Here is a 19801-nt window from a genome sequence, read left to right as displayed (position 1 = left end):
GTGGCGCGGCTCACTTCCCTGTCAGCCGCTGGGGGCTCATCCGCTGGCCAGCCGCCCCGCCGAGTGCACGCCGGGCTGGTACTTGGGGAGCCGGACGGTGATCTTCATGCCGGCTCCCACGGCGGTTTCGATGACGAGCCCGTAGTCGTCGCCGTAGACCTGGCGGAGCCGGTCGTCGACGTTGGACAGGCCGATGCCGCCCGAGGGGCTCATCTCGCGGGCGAGGATGCGGCGAAGCAGGCCGGGGTCCATGCCGGCGCCGTCGTCCTCGATCACCACGAGGGCTTCGGCGCCCGCGTCCTGTGCGGTGATCTGGATGTGGCACTTGCCCGAGGACGGGGCCTTGCCCTCCAAGCCGTGCTTGACGGCGTTCTCGACGAGTGGCTGAAGGCACAGGAACGGCAGGGTCACCGGCAGCACCTCCGGCGCTATCTGCAGGGTGACGGAGAGGCGGTCGCCGAAGCGTGCCCGCACCAGCGCCAGGTAGTGGTCGATGGCGTGGAGCTCCTCGGCGAGGGTGGTGAAGTCGCCGTGCCGGCGGAACGAGTAGCGGGTGAAGTCGGCGAACTCGAGGAGCAGTTCCCGGGCGCGCTCGGGGTCGGTGCGGACGAACGAGGCGATCACCGCGAGCGAGTTGAAGATGAAGTGCGGGGAGATCTGGGCCCGCAGCGCCTTGATCTCGGCCTCGATGAGGCGGGTGCGGGACTGGTCGAGATCGGCCAGTTCCAGCTGGACCGAGACCCAGCGGGCGACCTCGCCGGCGGCCCGGACGAGCACCGCCGACTCACGCGGTGCGCAGGCCACGAGCGCGCCGTGCACCCGGTCGTCGACGGTGAGCGGGGCGACGACCGCCCAGCGCACCGAGCAGTCGAGGCTGTCGCAGGTGAGCCGCAAGGCCTCGCCGCGGCCGGTTTCCAGGGCGCCAGTGAGGCGTTCCATGATCTCGGTGCGGTGGTGGGAGCCGTCACCGTCCCAGACCAGGACCTGCTCCCGGTCGGTGAGGCACAGGGCGTCCGTTCCCAGCAGGGAGCGGAGTTTGCGGGCGGACTTGCGGGCGGTCTCCTCCGTCAGGCCGGCCCGCAGCGGGGGCGCGGCGAGGGACGCCGTGTGCAGGGTCTCGAAGGTGGCGTGCTCGACGGGAGTGCCGAGGCCGGCGAGGCTCTTGGCCCGTGCGGTGCGCCGGCCGAGCCAGACCCCGAGGGCGAGCACCGGGAGCACGGCGACGCACAACCCCGCCAGGAACCCGCTCATGCCGTCACCTCGGAGCGCAGTTCCTCGGGCAGGTGGAACCGGGCCAGGACCGCCGCGGTGCCGGGCGGGACCCGGCCGGGGGTGGCCAGGGACACCAGGATCATGGTGAGGAAGCCCAGGGGCACCGACCACAGCGCGGGCCAGGCGAGCAGGGCGTGCAGGGCGGCTCCCTGGCCCGGGTAGCCCGCCATGGTCGCGGCGACGGCGAGCAGGGCGGAACCGCCGCCGACCAGCATCCCGGCGGCGGCTCCGGGCGGGGTCAGCCGCCGCCACCAGATGCCGAGGACCAGCAGCGGGCAGAACGAGGACGCCGAGACGGCGAAGGCCAGCCCGACGGCGTCGGCCACCGGCAGCCCGCCGACCAGGACGCTCGCCGCGAGGGGCACGGCCATGGCGAGGACCGTACCGAGCCGGAAGTGCCGTACGCCCCGGGACGGCAGGACGTCCTGGGTGAGGACGCCCGCGACCGCCATGGTCAGGCCCGAGGCGGTGGACAGGAACGCGGCGAAGGCGCCCCCGGCGACCAGCGCGCCCAGCAGGTCGCCGCCCACTCCCCCGATCATGCGGTCGGGCAGCAGCAGGACGGCGGCGTCCGGGTCGCCGGTGAGGGTCAGCTCCGGGGCGTAGAGGCGGCCGAGGGCGCCGTAGACGGGAGGCAGGAGGTAGAAGACGCCGATCAGGCCGAGGACCGCGACGGTGGTGCGGCGGGCGGCGACGCCGTGCGGGCTGGTGTAGAAGCGGACCACGACGTGCGGCAGGCCCATGGTGCCGAGGAACGTGGCGAGGATCAGTCCGTACGTGGCGTACAGCGGGCGTTCCTCCCGGCTCTCGGCCTGTGACGGGGACAGGTCGCCGCCGCTGCGCTCGGCCTCGGGGACGGGGGCGCCCCGGGCGAAGGTGAGCCGGGTGCCGCGCTCGATGTGGTGGTTTCCGGCGGTGAGTTCCAGGCGCGCGCCGGTGTGGGTCCGACCGTCCACGGTGCCGGTCACCGTGACGCTCAGGGGCCGGTCCAGTTTCAGGTCGATCGAGTCGTCGACGCGCACGACACGCTGCTCGCGGAAGCTGGCCGGTTCGTCGAAGGCGTGCCGGGGTGCTCCGTCGCTCTGCCAGGTGAGGACCAGGAACAGGGCGGGGACGAGCAGGGCGGTGAGTTTCAGCCAGTACTGGAAGGCCTGGACGAAGGTGATGCTGCGCATGCCGCCGGCGGCCACGGTGGCGGTCACGACGACGGCGACGATCACCCCTCCGAGCCAGTCGGGCGCCCCCGTCAGCACGGTCAGGGTCAGTCCGGCGCCCTGGAGCTGCGGCAGCAGGTACAGCCAGCCGACGCCGACGACGAAGGCGCCGGCCAGCCGGCGCACGGCCTGGGAGGCGAGGCGCGCCTCGGCGAAGTCGGGGAGGGTGTAGGCGCCGGAGCGGCGCAGCGGGGCGGCGACGAAGATCAACAGGACCAGGTAGCCGGCGGTGTAGCCGACCGGGTACCAGAGCATGTCGGGGCCCTGGACGAGGACGAGTCCCGCTATGCCGAGGAAGGAGGCGGCGGAGAGGTACTCGCCGCTGATGGCGGCGGCGTTGAGGCGGGGGCCGACGGTGCGGGAGGCGACGTAGAAGTCGGAGGTGGTGCGGGAGATGCGCAGGCCGAAGGCGCCGACGAGGACGGTGGCGACGACGACGAGGGCGACGGCGGGGACGGCGTAGCTGGAGTTCATCGGAGGCCGGAGTTCATCGGTGGGACTTCATGGGACTTCAGCGGTCTTCGACGAGGCGCACGAAGTCGCGTTCGTTGCGTTCGGCGCGGCGGACGTACCAGCGGGCGAGCAGCACGAGCGGGACGTAGAGGCCGAAGCCGAGGACGGCCCATTCGAGGCGGCGGGTGTCGGGCATCGCCGCGAAGAGCAGCGGGAGCGGGCCGACGAGCAGGCCGAGGACCGCGAACACGGTGAGGGCGGCCCGCAGTTGGGTGCGCATCAGGGAGCGGACGTAGGTGTGGCCGAGGGTGGTCTGCTCGTCGATCTCGGTGCGCGGACGGTAGTGGCCGGAGGAGGCCTGGGGGTACCGGCCGCGCGAGCGGAGCCGGGCGTGGGGAAGGGTCTGCCGCGGCGGGCCGGTGACGACGACGCGGCGTTCGGTGGGGTCCTGGGGCACCGTCACGGCCTCCGCATGAGCAGGTCGCGCAGTTCGCGCGTGTGGCGGCGGCTGACCTGGAGTTCCTCTGAGCCGACGAGGACGCTGACGGTGCCCGCGTCAAGGCGGAGTTCGCCGATGTGGCGCAGGGCGACGAGGTGGCGGCGGTGGATGCGGACGAAGCCGCGGGTGCGCCAGCGCTCCTCGAGGGTGGACAGCGGGATGCGCACCAGATGGCTGCCCTTGTCGGTGTGCAGACGGGCGTAGTCGCCCTGGGCTTCGACGTGGGTGATGTCGTCGACGGCGACGAAGCGGGTCACGCCGCCGAGTTCGACGGGTATGTGGTCCGGGTCGGGTTCGTGCACGGGAATGCGCGGGGCGGCTCCGCGCAGTTCTGCGGCTCTGCGGACGGCCTCGGCGAGGCGTTCCTTGCGGACCGGTTTGAGGACGTAGTCGACGGCCTTGAGGTCGAAGGCCTGCACGGCGAAGTCCTCGTGTGCGGTGACGAACACGACCAGCGGCGGCCGGGCGAAGCCGGTGAGCAGCCGGGCGAGGTCGAGACCGTCGAGGCCGGGCATCTGGATGTCGAGGAAGACGACGTCGATGGCCTCGGGCCCGCCCGGGCCGGACTCCAGGGCGCGGTTCATGCGGCGCAGCGCCTCGGTCGCGTCGCCGGCGCCCTCCGCGCTGCCGATGCGGGGGTCGGCGTGCAGCAGGTAGAGCAGCTCCTCCAGGGAGGGGCGTTCGTCGTCGACAGCCAGGGCACGCAGCATGAACCCGGAGTGTAGGGGTGATCCGTACGTCTGGACATGTGCCGGGGGTGGACGCGTCCGCTGGATGCGGTGCTCGCGCCCGGCGGGGCGCGAGCCGGGGTGCCGGTGGATACAGTGCGCCCATGAACAGCAGGTCCACGCCGTTCGACGAACTCGACCGGAAGATCATCACCGCGTTGATGGCGAACGCGAGGACGTCGTTCGCCGAGATCGGCACGGCGATCGGGCTGTCGGCCACGGCGGTCAAGCGGCGGGTCGACCGGTTGCGCGAGACGGGCGTGATCACCGGCTTCTCCGCGACGGTGAAGCCGTCGGCGCTGGGCTGGCGCACGGAGGCCTACGTCGAGGTGTACTGCGAGGGGGCCGCCCCGCCGCGGCGCCTGGCCGAGGTGGTGCGCGACTACCCGGAGATCGCCGCGGCGATGACCGTGACGGGCGGTGCGGACGCGCTGCTGCACGTGCGGGCGCGGGACGTGGAGCACTTCGAGGAGGTACTGGAACGGATCCGGCAGGAGCCGTTCATCCGGAAGACGATCAGCGTGATGGTGCTGTCCCACCTGCTGCCGGAGAGCCCGGAGGCGGGCGCGAGCCATCCGGCCCCGGAGGGGGTTCCCGGCGGCGCAGCAGACGTGCGCTGAGCGCCTGGAAGACGCAGCGTTCCTGCGCGAACGCGCAACCTTTGTTTCTTGTCGGGCACCACCCCCGGTTCCTACCGTTGTGTCAACCCCCAGTCACACACCGTGAGGAAGCGGAGGGACCCCTCTGTGCCCGACTCCCGTGTGCCGCGCCGGCGGCGCTACCTCGTCTGCGAACCCAGACACTTCGCCGTGCAGTACGCGATCAACCCGTGGATGCATCCCGACGAACCGGTCGACGTCATCCGCGCCCTGGACCAGTGGCAGGCGCTGGTCGACACCTACCGTGTCCACGGCCATACCGTGGACAGTGTGAAACCCGTTCCCGGCCTGCCCGACATGGTTTTCGCCGCGAACGCGGCGGTCGTCGTCGACGGCCGCGTCTTCGGCTCGCTCTTCCACGCGCCCGAGCGCCGTCCCGAGTCCGTGCCGTACGAGGCGTGGTTCAAGACGGAGGGCTACGACGTCCACCACCCCGAGTCGGTGTGCGAAGGGGAGGGCGACCTGGTGCCGGCCGGCCGCTGGATCCTGGCCGGGACGGGCTTCCGGACGACCAGGGAGGCCCACAGCGAGGTCCAGGAGTACTTCGGGACGCCGGTGATCAGCCTGACGTTGGTGGATCCGTACTTCTACCACCTGGACACGGCGCTGTTCGTCCTGGACGAGGGGCACGACGGGAACATCGCCTACTACCCCGAGGCGTTCTCGCCGGGCAGCCGCGAGGTGCTGGCCCGGCTGTACCCGGACGCGGTGCTCGCCACCCGCGAGGACGCGATGGCGTTCGGGCTCAACTCCGTCTCCGACGGACGCCACGTGTTCATCCCACCGGGGGCGACGGGCCTGGCCGGGCAACTGGCCGACCGCGGTTACGTCCCCGTGCCCGTCGACCTGTCCGAGTTCCACAAGGCCGGTGGCGGCATCAAGTGCTGCACCCAGGAGATCCGGGAGATCCGCTCATGACCGCACCCGTCCGCACCGAGGACCCGCAGGGAGCCCGTGGCCCGCGGGAGGCCCGTGACGCGCAGGAGACGCGTGGCTCGCAGGAGCTGATCCGCGCGGAGGAGCCGGTCCTCGCGCACACCTACCACCCGCTGCCGGTGGTCGTCGCCCGCGCCGAGGGCACCTGGGTGGAGGACGTGGAGGGGCGGCGCTACCTCGACATGCTGGCCGGCTACTCGGCCCTCAACTTCGGCCACCGGCACCCCGCGCTGATCGAGGCGGCCCACCGGCAGCTGGACCGGCTGACGCTCACCTCGCGCGCCTTCCACAACGACCGGCTCGCGGAGTTCGCTGAGCGGCTGGCGGCACTGACCGGTATGGACATGGTGCTGCCCATGAACACCGGCGCGGAGGCGGTGGAGAGCGGGGTGAAGGTGGCCCGCAAGTGGGCCTACGACGTCAAGGGCGTACCGGCCGACCGGGCGACGATCGTGGTCGCGGCGGACAACTTCCACGGGCGTACGACGACGATCGTCAGCTTCTCGACCGACGAGACGGCCCGGGCGGGCTTCGGTCCGTACACCCCGGGGTTCCGGGTGGTGCCGTACAACGACCTGGCCGCGATGGAGGCGGCCGTCGACGAGACGACGGCGGCGGTGCTGATCGAGCCGATCCAGGGCGAGGCGGGGGTGATCATCCCGGACGAGGGCTATCTGGCCGGCGTGCGGGAGCTGACGCGCCGCAAGGGCTGTCTGTTCATCGCGGACGAGATCCAGTCCGGGCTCGGCCGTACGGGCCGCACGCTGGCGGTGGAGCACGAGCCGGTGGTGCCGGACGTGCTGCTGCTGGGCAAGGCGCTGGGCGGCGGCATCGTGCCGGTGTCGGCGGTGGTCGGGCGCCGGGAGGTGCTCGGGGTGCTGCACCCGGGTGAGCACGGCTCGACGTTCGGCGGCAACCCGCTGGCGGCGGCGGTCGGAACGGCGGTGGTGGAGTTGCTGGAGACCGGCGAGTTCCAGCGCCGCGCGGCCGAGCTGGGCGCGATCCTGCGCGACGGTCTGGCGGGGCTGGTCGGCAAGGGCGTGGTGGGCTTCCGCTCGCGCGGGCTGTGGGCGGGCGTCGACATCGATCCCGCACTCGGCACCGGCCGCGAGATCAGCGAGCGGCTGATGCGCCAGGGGGTCCTGGCGAAGGACACCCACGGCTCGACGATCCGCCTGGCCCCACCGCTCACCATCACGGCCGAGGAGCTGACGGGCGCCCTGGGTGCACTGGAGAAGGCACTGGGGTAAGGGGCTGGTCGGCGCCGGGCTCGGCGTGGGCGGCGCCCAGGTCGGGTGGGCGGCGTGTCGGCGCTCGCCGTCCCGGCGTCGGCCGCCGTACCACCGCGCAGCCGACCCTGGCGGACGTACTCGTCCGCACGTCGGCCGCCGTGGTTCGTCCGGTGTCCGCCACGTCCGGCACGAGCCCCGACCGGCCCCGCACAAGCCGCCCCGCGTCGCCGGAAGGGTGAAGATTGAGGCAAGAGGTGGTAGACCACTCTCAGCGACAGAGAGGTCGGCCGTGGGCGCAGACGAGGTGGACGGCGTTACCCGGCAGCGGTTCGATGTGGCCGACGCGGCGCCCCTGTTGCTCGATCCGCAGGGCGTGGTGACGGGCTGGACCGATGCTGCCCGGCGGCTGCTGGCGTACCCGGCTGCCGAGGCGGTCGGCAGGAAGCTGGCCGACCTGCTGGCCGCCGAGGACGCACAGCGCGTACCGGACCTGGTGGAGCGGTGCCGCAGGGACGGCGGCTGGACGGGGCTGCTGACGGCCCGCCGCAGGGACGGACGGCCGGTGAAGGTCGCGGCCCGGATCGTCTCGGCCGAGGAGGCACAGGGCGGCGCCCGCTGGCTGCTGCTCCTGTCGGAGCTGTCCGACGCCCCCGGCTGGGACATGAGCCGCACGGTCCTGGAGCAGATGGCGGCGGGCGCCCCGGTCGGCATCGCGATCGTGGACACGGACCTGCGCTTCGTGTGGTCGAACGCCGCCCTGGAGCAGTTCGGCGGCGGCCCGGCGGCGCGCCGGCTCGGGCTGCGCTTCGCGGACGTGCAGCCGGGCATGGACGCCCAGGCGGTCGAGGCGCAGATGCGGCACGTGCTGGAGACCGGCGAGCCGGTGGTCGGCTACGAGCACGTCGGGCACGTGCGCTCTGCCCCGCTGCGCGAGACGGCGCACATGCTGTCGTTCACACGCCTCGAGGACGACCGGGGTCATCCGATCGGCGTGTACTACACGGTCGTGGACATGACCGAGCGGCACCGGGCGCGACAGCGGCTGGCTCTGCTCGACCGGGCGGGCGAGAGTATCGGTCGCAGTCTCGACCTCACGCGCACCGCGCAGGAACTGGCGGACGTGGCCGTGCCGGGGCTGGCCGACTTCGTCACCGTCGACCTGCTGGAGTCGGTGCTGCGGGGCGGCGAGCCGGTGCCCGGGCCGCTCGCGGACTCGGAGGAGCCGGTGGAGCTGCGCCGCGCCGGCTACCGGTCCGCGCAGGACGATCTCGTGGAGGCCGTCATCGAGATCGGTGAGGGGGTGGCCTTCCGGGCCGGGACGCCGCCCTTCCGCTGTCTGGCCACGGGACGGTCCTGGCGCGCCGAGCGGCTCGACCCCCTGACCCGGGACTGGACCACGAGGACCCCGAGCGGCCGCAGGGCGACGTTCCGGGAGCTGGGCCTGCACAGCGTGATGACCGTGCCGATCCGCTCGCGCGGCATCACCCTCGGCATCACGACCTTCTACCGGCGCGACCACCGGGAGCACTTCGACGACGAGGACCTGCGGCTGGCCGAGGACCTCGTCGCCCGCGCGGGCGTCTGCGTGGACAACGCCCGTCGCTACACCCGCGAGCGGGACGCCGCGCTCGTCCTGCAGCGCAGTCTGCTCCCCCACCGCCTGCCCGAACAGGACGCCGTCGAGGTGGCCGCGTGCTACCGGCCGGCGGACGAGCTGACCGGTCTCGGCGGCGACTGGTACGACCTCATCCCGCTGTCGGGGGCGCGTGTGGCACTGGTCGTGGGCGAGGTGCCGGGGCACGGGATCGACGCCGCCGCGGCCATGGGGCAGTTGCGGACCGCCGTGCGGACCCTGGCGGCGCTGGATCTGCCGCCCGCGGAGGTGCTGGCGCACCTCGACGACCTGGTGGCGCGTTCGGCGCGGGAGGAGGGCGCGGAGCCCGGGACCATGGGCTCCGCGGGCACGCAGGGCGTGGGCTCCGGTTGCCTGTACGCCGTCTACGACCCGGTCGACGGGGGGTGTGCGCTGGCCGCGGCCGGGCATCCCGCCCCGGCCGTGGTACGGCCCGACGGCTCGGTCGGCTTCGTCGAACTGCCGCAGGGGCCTCCGCTCGGCGTCGGCGGCCCGCCCTTCGAGGCGGTCGAGCTGACCCTGCCGGAGGGCAGCACGCTGGCGCTGCACACCGACGGGCTGCTGGCCCGGAGCGAGATCTGGGCCGTCGACGCGGGCCGGGAACGGCTGCGCCGGGCCCTGGAGCGGACGGGCCCGCTGGAGTCGTACTGCCGTTCCGTGGTCGACGCGCTGGTCCCGGCCCGCCCGTACGACGACGTGGCCCTGCTGATGGCCCGGACGAGACGTCTCGGCAGCGATCAAGTCGCTGCCTGGGACCTGCCGTCGGACCCTGCCGTGGTCGCCGACGCCCGCCGCACGGCCACCCGGCAGCTCGCGCACTGGGGCCTTGAGGAGCTGGCCTTCACCACGGAGCTGGTGGTGAGCGAGCTCGTCACCAACGCCATCCGGTACGCCACCGGGTCCATCCGGCTCCGGCTGATCAGGGAGCGTGCCCTGGTCTGCGAGGTCCTCGACGGTGGTGCCACCGCGCCCCATCTGCGCCACCCCCGGACGACGGACGAGGGCGGGCGCGGGCTGTTGCTGGTCTCGCAGCTCACGCAGCGGTGGGGCACGCGGTTCGTTCCCGAGGGGAAGGTCATCTGGGCCGAGCAGTCCCTGACTGATCGGCCCGGGTGAGTACATCCGGAGTTCGCCCATACCGTGCGAAACTGGTGTGACCCCGGCGGCGATGAGGCGGCAGCCATGGCGGAGACGGCGATCGACTACGGTGCGGTGTTCAAGGCCCTGCCCGGCATGGTGGCGCTCCTGACGCCCGAACTCGTGTACGCGGACGTCAACGACGAGTTCGTCCGCGTGTCCGGCCGCTCGCGGGAGCAGCTGATCGGCCAGTACCTGTTCGACGTCTTCCCGGACAATCCGAACGACCCGGCCGCGACGGGCATGCGCAATCTGGAGGCCTCGTTGTACCGCGTCCTTGCCACCGGGGAGCGCGACGCCATGGCCCTGCAGCGGTACGACGTCGAGGACCCCGAGCGGCCCGGCGAGTGGCAGAAGCGCTACTGGAGCCCGGTGAACGCGCCGCTGCTGGGCTCGGACGGCAAGGTAGTGCTGGTACTGCACCGGGTAGAGGAGGTCACGGAGCTGATCCGGGCCCGGGGCGGCTCTCCGGGGGACCGGGGCAGCCGGGCCAGTGTGCTGGAGGCCGAGCTGTACACCCGCGCCCGGGAGCTGCAGGAGCTCAACGAACGGCTGCGCCAGGCGCACTCCCGGGAGCGGGAGGTGGCGCTGGCGCTCCAAGCGGCGATGCTCCCCGCACCCCGGCAGGTCCGCCGTCACCGGACCGCCGTGCGGTACCGGCCCGCCGTGGGTGCGCTCAACGTGTGCGGCGACTGGTACGACCTGGTCGATCTGGTGGGCGGCGACCGGATCGGTGTGGCGGTGGGCGACGTGGTGGGGCACGGGCTGGAGGCCGCCGGTGTGATGGGTCAGCTGCGCAGCGCGCTCAGCGCCGCCTCCCGGGTCGCCGACGGGCCGGCCCAGGCCCTGGACGTGCTGGGGCGCTACGCCCACGTCATCGACGGGGCCGAGTCGGCGACCGCCACCACGACCTTCATCGACTGCGACCGCCACCTCATCACGTACAGCAGCGCCGGCCATCCCCCGCCCGTGCTCGTCCACGCAGACGGCCGCACGGAGTTCCTCGACCAGGCCACGGACACCCCGCTCGACGCCCGCCCGGACCCGATCCCGAGACCTCAGGCAGAGACCACGTACGCACCCGGCGCCACGCTCGTGCTCTACACCGACGGCCTGATCGAACGGCGCCACGAGGACATCGACAAAGGCCTGGACCGGCTCGCCGACGCCCTGCGCGACCATCGGGACCAGGACCCCGAGACGCTCGCCGACACGGTTCTTCTGGACTTGCTGCCACACGGCGGTGCCACCGACGACACCGCGCTGATCATCGTGCGGCTGTGACCCGCTCCGGTTGTGAGCTACATGCGGGCCTTGCCGTGGTCGAGCAGCCGGACGCGGTCGACGTTCTGCCGGTCCTCGGCGTCCGCGCTGGGCTCACCGGCGAACCACGCGTCGAGGATCTCCGTCAGCAGCGGCTGCGACGTCAGCCGCAGGCTGAGCGCGAGCACGTTGGCGTCGTTCCAGCGGCGCGCCCCGTCGGCCGTGTAGGAGTCCGTGCACAGGGCGGCCCGTACGCCGGGCACCTTGTTCGCGGCGATCGAGGCGCCCGTGCCGGTCCAGCAGCACACCACCGCCTGGTCCGCCGTACCGTCGGCGACCTCGCGGGCCGCCGCCTCGGAGCACACCGCCCATTGCGGGTCGTCGCCCGGGCGCAGCGCGCCGTGCGGGCGCACCTCATGACCCCGCTCGCGCAGGGCGGCCACGAGGGAGCGGGCGACGGGTTCGTCCATGTCCGAGGAAACAGCGATCCGCATGCCTGGCAGGTTACTCGCGAAGGGCGCCGAGGCCGACCCACAGCGGCCGTCGAGCCCGCAAGAGCCACCGGCAGGTCACGCACCCCCGCGATCGCGCCACCCCACCCGTTCGGCTTGCCCGTCACCCGGGTGGCCCAGCACGCTGGTCCCGCGACCCTCCCCAGCCGCAGGAGCATCACCGGACACACGCGCCTGACTGACCATCAGTCAATTGGCGAAGGATCTGTGCCCTCCGCCCGCACGAGGTGCCCGGTGACCGCGCCTACACCTACACTGGCACCCCACGACATGCCGGTTGACCTGCTGGAACGCGGCGGTTGAGGCCACCGCGAGAGTCGAGGAGCGCCCGCTTTGTTCTACTACCTGCTGAAATACGTGCTGCTGGGTCCGCTGCTGCGACTGGTCTTCCGGCCTCGGATAGAGGGCTTGGAGCACGTGCCCGCGGAGGGCGCCGCCATCATCGCCGGCAACCACCTGTCGTTCTCGGACCACTTCCTGATGCCCGCCATCCTCAAACGGCGCATCACCTTCCTCGCGAAGGCCGAGTACTTCACGGGCCCCGGGGTCAAGGGCCGCCTGACGGCCTTCTTCTTCCGCAGCGCGGGGCAGATCCCGGTCGACCGCTCAGGCAAGGACGCCGGCCAGGCCGCGATCCGCGAGGGCCTGGGGGTGCTGAGCAAGGACGAACTGCTCGGCATCTACCCGGAGGGCACCCGCTCGCACGACGGCCGGCTCTACAAGGGCAAGGTCGGGGTGGCGGTGATGGCTCTCAAGGCCGGCGTCCCGGTGATTCCCTGCGCGATGATCGGCACCTTCGAGGCCCAGCCGCCCGGCAAGGTCATCCCCAACATCCACCCCGTGGTGATCCGCTTCGGCAAGCCCCTCGACTTCTCCCGCTACGAGGGCATGGAGAACGAGAAGGCCGTCCTGCGCGCCATCACCGACGAGATCATGTACGCGATCCTCTCCCTGTCCGAGCAGGAGTACGTCGACCGCTACGCGGCCGTGGTGAAGGCCGAGGAGGCAGCCGCCACGAAGGAGCGGAAGTTCCGGCGCATGCCCCTTAGTTGAGCTCTGCTGTCGGCAGAAGCCCGTTCCCCGGCCGGCCGCCGGCGATCTACGGTCGCGGCATGAGACGAGCTGTGGTGATCGGGGCGGGCGGGCAGATCGGCGGACCGGCGGTGGCGGCGCTGGTGCGGGACGGCTGGGAGGTGACCGCCGCCTCACGCGGCGGCGGCCGGCGGGACGACTGGCCCGCAGAGGTGCGGACGCCGCGGCTGGACCGGGAGGACGACGCGGCCCTCGGCGCTCTGATCGGCGACGGCTGCGACCTCGTGGTCGACCTGGTCGCCTACGGGGCCCGGCACGCACGGCAGCTCACGGGCCTGGCCGACCGGATCGGCGCGGCCGTGGTGGTGTCGACGGTGTCGGTCTACGAGGACGGCAAGGGCCGCGGCTTCGACACGATGGGCGAGCCGGACGGGCTGCCGGACTACCCGGTGCCGATCCCGGAGGACCAGGTCACGGTCTCTCCGGGCGACGCCACGTACAGCACGGGCAAGGTGGCCCTGGAGCGTGAACTCCTCGCGGCCGCCGACCGGTTGCCCACGACCGTACTGCGCCCGGGCGCGGTCCACGGCCCGTACAGTCCGCTCCCCCGCGAGCTGTACTTCGTCAAACGGAACCTCGACGGCCGACGCAGGAGGGTGCTCGCGTTCCGGGGTGAGAGCCTCTTCCACACCTCGGCGGCGCGCAACGTCGCCGAACTGATCCGGCTGGCGGCGAACCGGCCGGGCTCGCGGGTGCTCAACGCCTGCGATCCGCAGCCGCCGACCGTGGCGCAGATCGGGGTAGCGGTGGACGCGGTCATGGGCGTGGCGACGGAGACGGTCACGCTGGACGGGCCCGCGCAGGCGTCCGTGGGCCGTACGCCCTGGTCGGTGGAACAGCCGGTGCTGTGCGACATGTCCGCCGCGGAACGGGAGCTGGGCTACCGGCCGGTCGTGACCTACCGGGACAGCCTGCCGGAGACGGTCGAGTGGCTCACTCGCCGGCTGTCCCGCCAGGACTGGCGGCAGGCGTTCCCCACCCTCGCCCGTGCCTACCCGGACCTCTTCGACTATGCGGCGGAGGACGCCTGGTTCGCGGCCCGGCAGGCATGAAGAAGGGGCTGCCGGTGTCCCGGCCGCCCCTCACCACCGTCGGACGACGGCTACGGCTTCGGCGTGGCGTGCGGCGCGCAGGTCACGTCGGCGCCGTCCAGCTTGCCGGTGAGCAGGTAGCTGTCCACCCGGGGATTGATACAGGGGTTCACCAGGCTGGTGACGCCGTGGGAGCCCGCGTCCTTCTCCGTGATCAGGCGGGAGCCCTTGAACCGCTTGTGCAGCTCCACGGCGCCCTCGTACGGAGTGGCCGCGTCCCGTTCGGACTGGACGATGAGCACGCCGGGCAGGCCCTTGCCGGTCTTGACGTTCAACGGCGTCTGCTGCTTGGCCGGCCAGGTCGCGCACGGCAGGTTCATCCAGGCGTTGGCCCAGGTCATGAACGGGTGATCCTTGTGCAGCCGCGTGTTGTCGCGGTCCCACGTGCGCCAGTCGGTGGGCCACTTGGCATCGGCGCACTCCACGGCGGTGTAGACGGCGTTGCCGTTCTCCGAGGACGCGTTGCCGGCCGTGTCCGACAGATCCGGGGCGGCTGCGTCGACGAGCGCCTGGGTGTCGCCGGCGACGTACTTGCTGAAGACCGACGCGACCGGTGCCCACGAGGAGTCGTAGTACGGGGCGCTCTGGAAGAAGGAGATGAGCTCGGCCGGGCCGACGACCCCGCCGATGGGGTTCTTCTTCGCGGTGGCGCGCAGCTCCAGCCACTTCGCCTGGACGGCGCCGCGGGTGGTGCCCAGGTGGTAGGTCGCGTCGTTCGCGGCGACCCAGTCCTGCCAGTCCTTCCAGCGGCCCTCGAACGCCACGTCCTGGTCCAGGTTGGCCTGGTACCAGATCTTGTCCCGCGAGGGGTTGACCACGCTGTCGACGACCATGCGGCGCACGTGCCCCGGGAAGAGGGTGCCGTAGACGGCGCCCAGGTAGGTGCCGTAGGAGACGCCGAGGAAGTTGAGCTTCTTCTCGCCGAGGGCAGCGCGGATGACGTCGAGGTCGCGCGCGGTGTTCGGCGTGGTCATGTGCGGCAGCATCGCGCCGCTGCGCTCCTGGCAGCCTTCGGCGTACTCGCGGGCCAGCTTGCGCTGGGCGAGCTTGTCCGCCTCGGAGTCGGGCACCGGGTCGGCCTTGGGCGCCTTGACGAACTCCTGGGGGTCGACGCAGGAGATGGGCGCGGACCTGCCGACGCCGCGCGGGTCGAAGCCCACGAAGTCATAGGCCTTGGCCACGTTGGCCCAGACGGCGTTCTTGTTGGTGACCCGGGTCGGGAAGCGCAGCCCGGAGCCGCCGGGGCCGCCCGGGTTGTAGACGAGCGCGCCCTGCCGCTCGGCCTGCGTGCCGGTGTTGCCGATGTGGTCGACGGCGAGCTTGATCTGCTTGCCGTACGGCTTGGCGTAGTCGAGCGGCACGGTGACGTACCCGCACTGGATCGGCTTGGCCAGGTTCCAGTCGGCGGGGCAGTCCTGCCAGTCGATGCCGGCCTTCGCGGCCCGGGCGGCGGCGATCGCGGCGCCCTTGGCCTCCCGGTCCTGGCCGTGGCCGCTGCCCGCGCTCGCGGCGGGCGCCGCGACGGCGCCGGCTATCAGCGTGGCCGTGACGAGCGCGCCGGCCGAACCGAACGCCGCCACCCGCCTCTTCGGTCTCGAACCCCTCAAGGGGGACCTCCCCGTACCTCGTTGAGATCAGTACGGGGGATCCTCCCTGTTGTGGGGTCCCTGACAACAGGGTCGGGCGCTCTTCTTTGCCAATCCGATAAACGGAGAAGGTGTACTTCTCTCCGGACGCTCGCGTCCGTCGGGACGGGCGCCCGGTCCGGAGGGGACGGCGCCTAGGTCTGCCGCAGGGACGACAGGGCCTCGTCGAGCAGTCGCCTGAGCCGGAGGGCGTCCGGCGCCACCGCGGTCACCAGCGCGGCGGGCCCGGCGAGCGGCACCAGCGAGGCTCCCTCCCCCAGCACCCCGGCCGTCACCGGTTCGTCGGCGAACTCCGGCCGCACCACGACCAGCTGACCGACGGCGCGATGCCCTGCCAGCACTGCGGGCCCGTCCCAGCCGCCCGGCGCGCCGGGCCCGCAGGACAGTTCCTGGTCGAGGACGGCCTGCCCGGCCACCCGCACGGTCAGACGGCTCGTGAGCCGCCCCGGTTCCTCGCCGACGCGTCCGAGCACCTGCTCCTCGCGCAGCACGAGCCGGGCGGTGGGTGCGAGCTCGACGCGGGTGGTGACGTACAGGTCGCTGCCCTGGGCGGAGATCAACTGCTCGGGAAGCCAGTGCAGTTCGCCATGACCGGCGACCTCGAGCCGGACGTCGTAGCGGGCCTCGCCCTTCGCCTGCCCGGGCAGCGCGATGGTGGCGGCGGCCGACCCGACGGACAGCCGCGCTCCTTCCGCCACCCGGCCCTCCACGGTGAAGTGGTCACCGCCGAGCGGCCCGCTCATCGCGCCGACCAGCATGACCCGCGCCTCGGAGCCGGAGGCCCGGGTGCGCCGCAGTGCCAGGGGCCCGTCGCTCTCCAGCACGGGCAGCGAGGTCCCGCCACGCCCGTCGTCCCGGGCCTCGATCCGCGCGAGGGACCGCACCCCGGCACCGGCACGCATGCTCACGCCCGCCACGCGGCGAGCTGCGCCCGCACCCACGCGGCGACGTCCGCCACCCCGGCCTCGCTGCGCAACGACTGGAAGACCACCGGCAGTTCGGCGCGCTGCGCCTTGGCGTCGGCCGCCATCCGGGCGAGGTCGGAGCCGACGTACGGGGCGAGGTCGGTCTTGTTGACGACGAGGAGGTCGGCGGTGGTCACGCCCGGTCCTCCCTTGCGCGGGATGTCGTCTCCCCCGGCCACGTCGATCACGAAGATCTGCGCGTCGACGAGCCCCTTGGAGAAGGTCGCGGTGAGGTTGTCCCCGCCGGACTCCACGAGCACCAGATCCAGCGACCCGACCGCGTCCTCCAGATCCTCCACCGCCTCCAGGTTCGCGGAGATGTCGTCCCGGATCGCGGTGTGCGGACAGGCACCCGTCTCCACGGCGGTGATGCGCTCGGGCGGCAGCACGGCCTCGCGGAGCAGGAATTCGGCGTCCTCACGCGTGTAGATGTCGTTGGTGACGACGGCGAGCGCCAGTTCGTCCCTGAGCGCGCGGCAGAGCGCGGCGACGGTGGCGGTCTTGCCGGACCCGACAGGTCCGCCGAGCCCGATACGGAGCGCTCTGCGGGTGCCGTCGGGGCGGTGGGCGTCCGCGCTGAGGGCGGTGGAGGTGTCGTGGTGGTGATCGAGGTGCATGTGCGGCTCCTGGTGGTGGGCGAGCGGGGGCCCGGGGTGGCGGGCGGTGGTGGCGGGGTGCGGGTGCATGGGGGCTGGTCGCGCAGCTCCCCGCACCCCTGAAAGGGATGGTCTGCGCGGCGTTCAAGGGACGGCTACGACGCGAACAGGCGCACACCCCACCCGGCGTGGACCTCCGCCCCGATCTCCAGCAGCGGCGCCGACGCCGCGGGCAGTGCGTCGACCCCGTCGTCGACCACCCGCCGCGCCGCCTCCACCGCACGGTCCACCACGCGGTCCACCTCCGGCGCCAGCCGGGCCAGCACCCGCGTAGCGTCGAACGGATCCAGACTCAGCAACCGCACCGTCGCCGAGGCGGGTCCGCTCACGTTCTCGTACGCCGCGCAGTACGCCGCGTCCACCGGGCCCAGCCCCGCCGCCCGGGCCGCCAGTCCCAGCACCACCGGCTGATGCGCCCCCTTGGGGAACTCCCTGCCGATCGCGTCCAGTTCGGCGGACGGCCAGGTCACCCGGACGGCGCGCAGCAGCTGCCGCCCCAGTTTGCGCGCGGCGACCCGCAGCGCGGGCGACGGCGTACGGGCGTCCGCGGCACGGTCGAGCGCGACGGGGTCGATCCCGAGCGCGGCGGCCGCCGCCAGGCCGGCCGCGACCAGCCCCGCGGTGTGCAACCGCCCCCGGCAGAACTCCTCCAGGCTCGCCGCCCCACTGATCCGTCCGGCCTTGACGGCCGCCTCGGCCCCGCCCGAGTGGGCGTGACCACCGGCGGGAAAGCGGCCGTCGGCCAGGACGAGCAGCGCCGCACGTGACATCAGACCTCCCTCAGACTTCAGAACAGGAAGTACCGCTGGGCCATGGGCAGTTCGGCCGCCGGGGCCGCCTCGACGAGCTCCCCGTCGATGTGCACGGCGAAGCTGTCGGGATCGACCCGTACCTCGGGCCGCGCGTCGTTCTCGCGCATGTCGGCCTTGGTGACCCCGCGCGTCGACTCGATCGCCGCGAACCGCTTCCCGAGCCCCAGCCGCTCCGGCAGCCCCGCCTCGACGGCCAGGGGGGCGACGAAGTTCAGGGAGTTGGAGGCCGGTGCCCGCCCGATCGCCCCGTACATCGGCCGCGGCAGGATCGGCTGCGGGGTGGGGATGGAGGCGTTCGCGTCTCCCATCTGCGCGTAGGCGATCTGGCCGCCCTTGATGACGAGCTGCGGCTTGACGCCGAAGAACGCCGGCTCCCACAACACCAGGTCGGCCAGCTTGCCGCTCTCCACCGATCCGATCTCCCGGGCCAGCCCCTGGGCGAGCGCGGGGTTGATCGTGTACTTGGCGACATAGCGACGGACGCGGCGGTTGTCGGCCCGTCCGTCCCCGGGCAGCGCGCCCCGCCGCCGCTTCATCACGTGTGCGGTCTGCCAGGTCCGCATGACGACCTCGCCGACGCGTCCCATGGCCTGGGAGTCGGAGGAGATGATCGAGATGGCACCCAGGTCGTGCAGCACGTCCTCCGCCCCGATCGTGGAGGGGCGGATCCGGGACTCGGCGAAGGCCAGGTCCTCCGGCACCGCGGGGTTGAGGTGGTGGCACACCATCAGCATGTCGAGGTGTTCCTCGGCGGTGTTGACGGTGAACGGCCGGGTCGGGTTGGTGGAGCTGGGCAGCACGTACGACTCGGAGACCACGGTCATGATGTCCGGCGCGTGCCCGCCGCCGGCCCCCTCGGTGTGATACGCGTGGATGCCCCGCCCGGCGATCGCGGCCAGCGTGTCGCCCACGAACCCGGCCTCGTTGAGGGTGTCGGTGTGGATGGCGACCTGGATGCCGGTCTGCTCGGCGACGGTCAGCGAGGCGTCGATGACGGCCGGGGTGGAGCCCCAGTCCTCGTGCAGCTTCAGGCCGAGTGCGCCGCCCCTGATCTGCGACAGCATCGCCTCGTGGGAGACGGTGTTGCCCTTGCCGAGCAGGCCGATGTTGAGCGGGAAGGCCTCCATCGCCTCCAGCATCCGGGCGAGGTGCCAGGGGCCGGGGGTCACGGTGGTGGCCTTGGAGCCCTCCGCGGGGCCCGTGCCGCCGCCGACGAGGGTGGTTATGCCCGAGGACAGGGCCTCGTCGGCGATCTGCGGGCAGATGAAGTGCACGTGCGCGTCGATCGCGCCGGCCGTGAGGATCCGCCCGTTGCCCGCGATGATCTCGGTCTCCGGGCCGATGACCAGGTCGGGGTGGACGCCGTCCATGGTGTCGGGGTTGCCGGCCTTGCCGATGCCGGTGATCCGGCCGTCGCGGATGCCCACGTCGGCCTTGACGATCCCCCAGTGGTCGATGATCACCGCGCCGGTGATCACCGTGTCCGGGGTGCCCTCCGCGCGCGTGGCCCGCGCCTGGCCCATGGACTCACGGATGACCTTGCCGCCGCCGAACACGGCCTCGTCACCGGCGAGTCCGGGGCCGCCGGAACGATCCTCCTCGATCTCGACCAGCAGATCGGTGTCGGCGAGGCGGATCCGGTCGCCGGTCGTCGGGCCGAACAGGTCGGCGTACGCGGCACGCGAGATCTCAGGCATCGAGGGCACCTCCGGTCTCCCCACGCAGACCGGGCACCACACGTGATCCGGCCAGCGGAACGAGTTCGACGTCGACGGGGATCCCGGGCTCGAAGCGCACGGCCGTGCCGGCGGGGACGTTCAGCCGCTTGCCGCGCGCGGCGTCGCGGTCGAACTCGAGGCCGGGGTTGGCCTCGGCGAAGTGGTAGTGGGAGCCGACCTGGACGGGCCGGTCGGCGGCATTGAGGACGGTGAGGCGGGTGACCTCGCGACCCTCGTTGTAGGCAATCGGGTCCTCGGCGAACAGGAACTCTCCGGGAATCAC

At 72.6% G+C, this 19801-nt stretch carries 18 protein-coding genes; 7 read left to right on the top strand and 11 right to left on the bottom strand.

Translation table 11 applies throughout. The annotated features are described in order from the left end of the window. Positions 1-36 precede the first annotated feature (36 nt). Genes AB0B29_RS24395 through AB0B29_RS24380 form a run of 4 tightly spaced genes read right to left on the bottom strand, consistent with a single transcriptional unit; the run spans position 37 to position 4148 of the window. Entirely contained in the window at positions 37-1251 is a 1215-nt protein-coding gene (locus AB0B29_RS24395; protein WP_362243435.1) for a sensor histidine kinase, read from the bottom strand. Further along, positions 1248-2960, bottom strand: a complete 1713-nt coding sequence (locus AB0B29_RS24390) for a cation acetate symporter (RefSeq protein ID WP_362243432.1) — start codon at positions 2958-2960, stop codon at positions 1248-1250. Before AB0B29_RS24390 ends, AB0B29_RS24395 begins: the two co-directional genes overlap by 4 nt. Positions 2961-2997: 37 nt before the next feature. Next, positions 2998-3396 carry a hypothetical protein gene (locus AB0B29_RS24385; protein ID WP_362243779.1) on the bottom strand — a complete coding sequence of 133 codons (399 nt, stop codon included), beginning with the start codon at positions 3394-3396 and terminating at the stop codon, positions 2998-3000. A 2-nt stretch (positions 3397-3398) separates the two neighbouring features. Next, the gene (locus AB0B29_RS24380) at positions 3399-4148 is read right to left on the bottom strand and encodes a LytR/AlgR family response regulator transcription factor (protein ID WP_053674358.1); all 750 of its coding nucleotides are present in this window, start codon (positions 4146-4148) and stop codon (positions 3399-3401) included. A gap of 122 nt (positions 4149-4270) precedes the next feature. On the opposite strand from AB0B29_RS24380, the gene AB0B29_RS24375 reads away from it, so the two are divergent. The 5 genes from AB0B29_RS24375 to AB0B29_RS24355 all read left to right on the top strand — a co-directional run bounded on the left by AB0B29_RS24375 (position 4271) and on the right by AB0B29_RS24355 (position 11047). Beyond that, positions 4271-4786 carry an Lrp/AsnC family transcriptional regulator gene (locus AB0B29_RS24375; RefSeq protein ID WP_142165257.1) on the top strand — a complete coding sequence of 172 codons (516 nt, stop codon included), beginning with the start codon at positions 4271-4273 and terminating at the stop codon, positions 4784-4786. 126 nt (positions 4787-4912) lie between these two features. Beyond that, positions 4913-5743 (top strand): dimethylargininase, encoded by an 831-nt coding sequence (ddaH, locus tag AB0B29_RS24370; RefSeq protein ID WP_362243429.1) that lies wholly within the window; start codon positions 4913-4915, stop codon positions 5741-5743. Next, a complete protein-coding gene (rocD, locus tag AB0B29_RS24365) occupies positions 5740-7011 on the top strand; it encodes an ornithine--oxo-acid transaminase (protein WP_362243426.1) in 1272 nt (423 codons plus the stop codon). Before ddaH ends, rocD begins: the two co-directional genes overlap by 4 nt. Before the next feature lie 271 nt (positions 7012-7282). After that, complete coding sequence (locus AB0B29_RS24360) at positions 7283-9742, top strand: SpoIIE family protein phosphatase (RefSeq protein WP_362243423.1); 2460 nt, start codon at positions 7283-7285, stop codon at positions 9740-9742. Between the two features lie 66 nt (positions 9743-9808). After that, a complete protein-coding gene (locus AB0B29_RS24355; RefSeq protein WP_362243420.1) occupies positions 9809-11047 on the top strand; it encodes a PP2C family protein-serine/threonine phosphatase in 1239 nt (412 codons plus the stop codon). Between the two features lie 17 nt (positions 11048-11064). Here the strand turns inward: AB0B29_RS24355 and AB0B29_RS24350 are convergent, their stop codons facing one another. Beyond that, positions 11065-11520, bottom strand: a complete 456-nt coding sequence (locus AB0B29_RS24350; RefSeq protein WP_362243417.1) for an RpiB/LacA/LacB family sugar-phosphate isomerase — start codon at positions 11518-11520, stop codon at positions 11065-11067. A 351-nt stretch (positions 11521-11871) separates the two neighbouring features. Here AB0B29_RS24350 and AB0B29_RS24345 point away from each other — a divergent pair, with 351 nt between their 5' ends. Both AB0B29_RS24345 and AB0B29_RS24340 read left to right on the top strand, forming a co-directional pair. Next, a complete protein-coding gene (locus AB0B29_RS24345; protein ID WP_362243415.1) occupies positions 11872-12591 on the top strand; it encodes a lysophospholipid acyltransferase family protein in 720 nt (239 codons plus the stop codon). A gap of 59 nt (positions 12592-12650) precedes the next feature. Then, positions 12651-13682: an NAD-dependent epimerase/dehydratase family protein gene (locus AB0B29_RS24340; protein WP_362243412.1), complete on the top strand. Its 1032-nt coding sequence runs from the start codon at positions 12651-12653 to the stop codon at positions 13680-13682. Positions 13683-13732: 50 nt separating this feature from the next. Here the strand turns inward: AB0B29_RS24340 and AB0B29_RS24335 are convergent, their stop codons facing one another. From AB0B29_RS24335 to AB0B29_RS24310, 6 genes are all read right to left on the bottom strand, one after another. Then, positions 13733-15328, bottom strand: a complete 1596-nt coding sequence (locus AB0B29_RS24335; RefSeq protein WP_362243410.1) for an alpha/beta hydrolase — start codon at positions 15326-15328, stop codon at positions 13733-13735. Between the two features lie 173 nt (positions 15329-15501). Beyond that, positions 15502-16269, bottom strand: coding sequence for an urease accessory protein UreD (locus AB0B29_RS24330; protein ID WP_362243778.1), 768 nt, complete (start codon positions 16267-16269; stop codon positions 15502-15504). Between the two features lie 2 nt (positions 16270-16271). After that, positions 16272-16949 (bottom strand): urease accessory protein UreG, encoded by a 678-nt coding sequence (gene ureG, locus AB0B29_RS24325; RefSeq protein ID WP_362243407.1) that lies wholly within the window; start codon positions 16947-16949, stop codon positions 16272-16274. A 134-nt stretch (positions 16950-17083) separates the two neighbouring features. Further along, positions 17084-17758, bottom strand: coding sequence for an urease accessory protein UreF (locus AB0B29_RS24320; protein ID WP_362243404.1), 675 nt, complete (start codon positions 17756-17758; stop codon positions 17084-17086). A gap of 17 nt (positions 17759-17775) precedes the next feature. Beyond that, on the bottom strand, positions 17776-19497 hold the full coding sequence (locus tag AB0B29_RS24315) for an urease subunit alpha (RefSeq protein WP_362243401.1): 1722 nt from the start codon (positions 19495-19497) through the stop codon (positions 17776-17778). Beyond that, positions 19490-19801 (bottom strand): urease subunit beta, encoded by a 312-nt coding sequence (locus AB0B29_RS24310; protein WP_362243398.1) that lies wholly within the window; start codon positions 19799-19801, stop codon positions 19490-19492. Before AB0B29_RS24310 ends, AB0B29_RS24315 begins: the two co-directional genes overlap by 8 nt.

Origin of the sequence: Streptomyces tibetensis (genome assembly GCF_040647715.1) — a bacterium.
In the GTDB taxonomy this organism is placed as follows: Bacteria; Actinomycetota; Actinomycetes; order Streptomycetales; family Streptomycetaceae; genus Streptomyces; species Streptomyces tibetensis_A.
Note: the sequence above shows the minus strand (reverse complement) of the source record. Positions and strands in the feature narration are given on the sequence as shown.

Coding starts and splice junctions, on each gene's coding strand:
- AB0B29_RS24315 (WP_362243401.1), bottom strand. CDS start 19,497: ATGCCTGAGATCTCGCGTGCCGCGTACGCCGACCTGTTCGGCCCGACG.
- AB0B29_RS24375 (WP_142165257.1), top strand. CDS start 4,271: ATGAACAGCAGGTCCACGCCGTTCGACGAACTCGACCGGAAGATCATC.
- AB0B29_RS24340 (WP_362243412.1), top strand. CDS start 12,651: ATGAGACGAGCTGTGGTGATCGGGGCGGGCGGGCAGATCGGCGGACCG.
- AB0B29_RS24395 (WP_362243435.1), bottom strand. CDS start 1,251: ATGAGCGGGTTCCTGGCGGGGTTGTGCGTCGCCGTGCTCCCGGTGCTC.
- AB0B29_RS24320 (WP_362243404.1), bottom strand. CDS start 17,758: ATGTCACGTGCGGCGCTGCTCGTCCTGGCCGACGGCCGCTTTCCCGCC.
- ureG (WP_362243407.1), bottom strand. CDS start 16,949: ATGCACCTCGATCACCACCACGACACCTCCACCGCCCTCAGCGCGGAC.
- AB0B29_RS24330 (WP_362243778.1), bottom strand. CDS start 16,269: ATGCGTGCCGGTGCCGGGGTGCGGTCCCTCGCGCGGATCGAGGCCCGG.
- rocD (WP_362243426.1), top strand. CDS start 5,740: ATGACCGCACCCGTCCGCACCGAGGACCCGCAGGGAGCCCGTGGCCCG.
- AB0B29_RS24350 (WP_362243417.1), bottom strand. CDS start 11,520: ATGCGGATCGCTGTTTCCTCGGACATGGACGAACCCGTCGCCCGCTCC.
- AB0B29_RS24390 (WP_362243432.1), bottom strand. CDS start 2,960: ATGAACTCCAGCTACGCCGTCCCCGCCGTCGCCCTCGTCGTCGTCGCC.
- AB0B29_RS24355 (WP_362243420.1), top strand. CDS start 9,809: ATGGCGGAGACGGCGATCGACTACGGTGCGGTGTTCAAGGCCCTGCCC.
- AB0B29_RS24380 (WP_053674358.1), bottom strand. CDS start 4,148: ATGCTGCGTGCCCTGGCTGTCGACGACGAACGCCCCTCCCTGGAGGAG.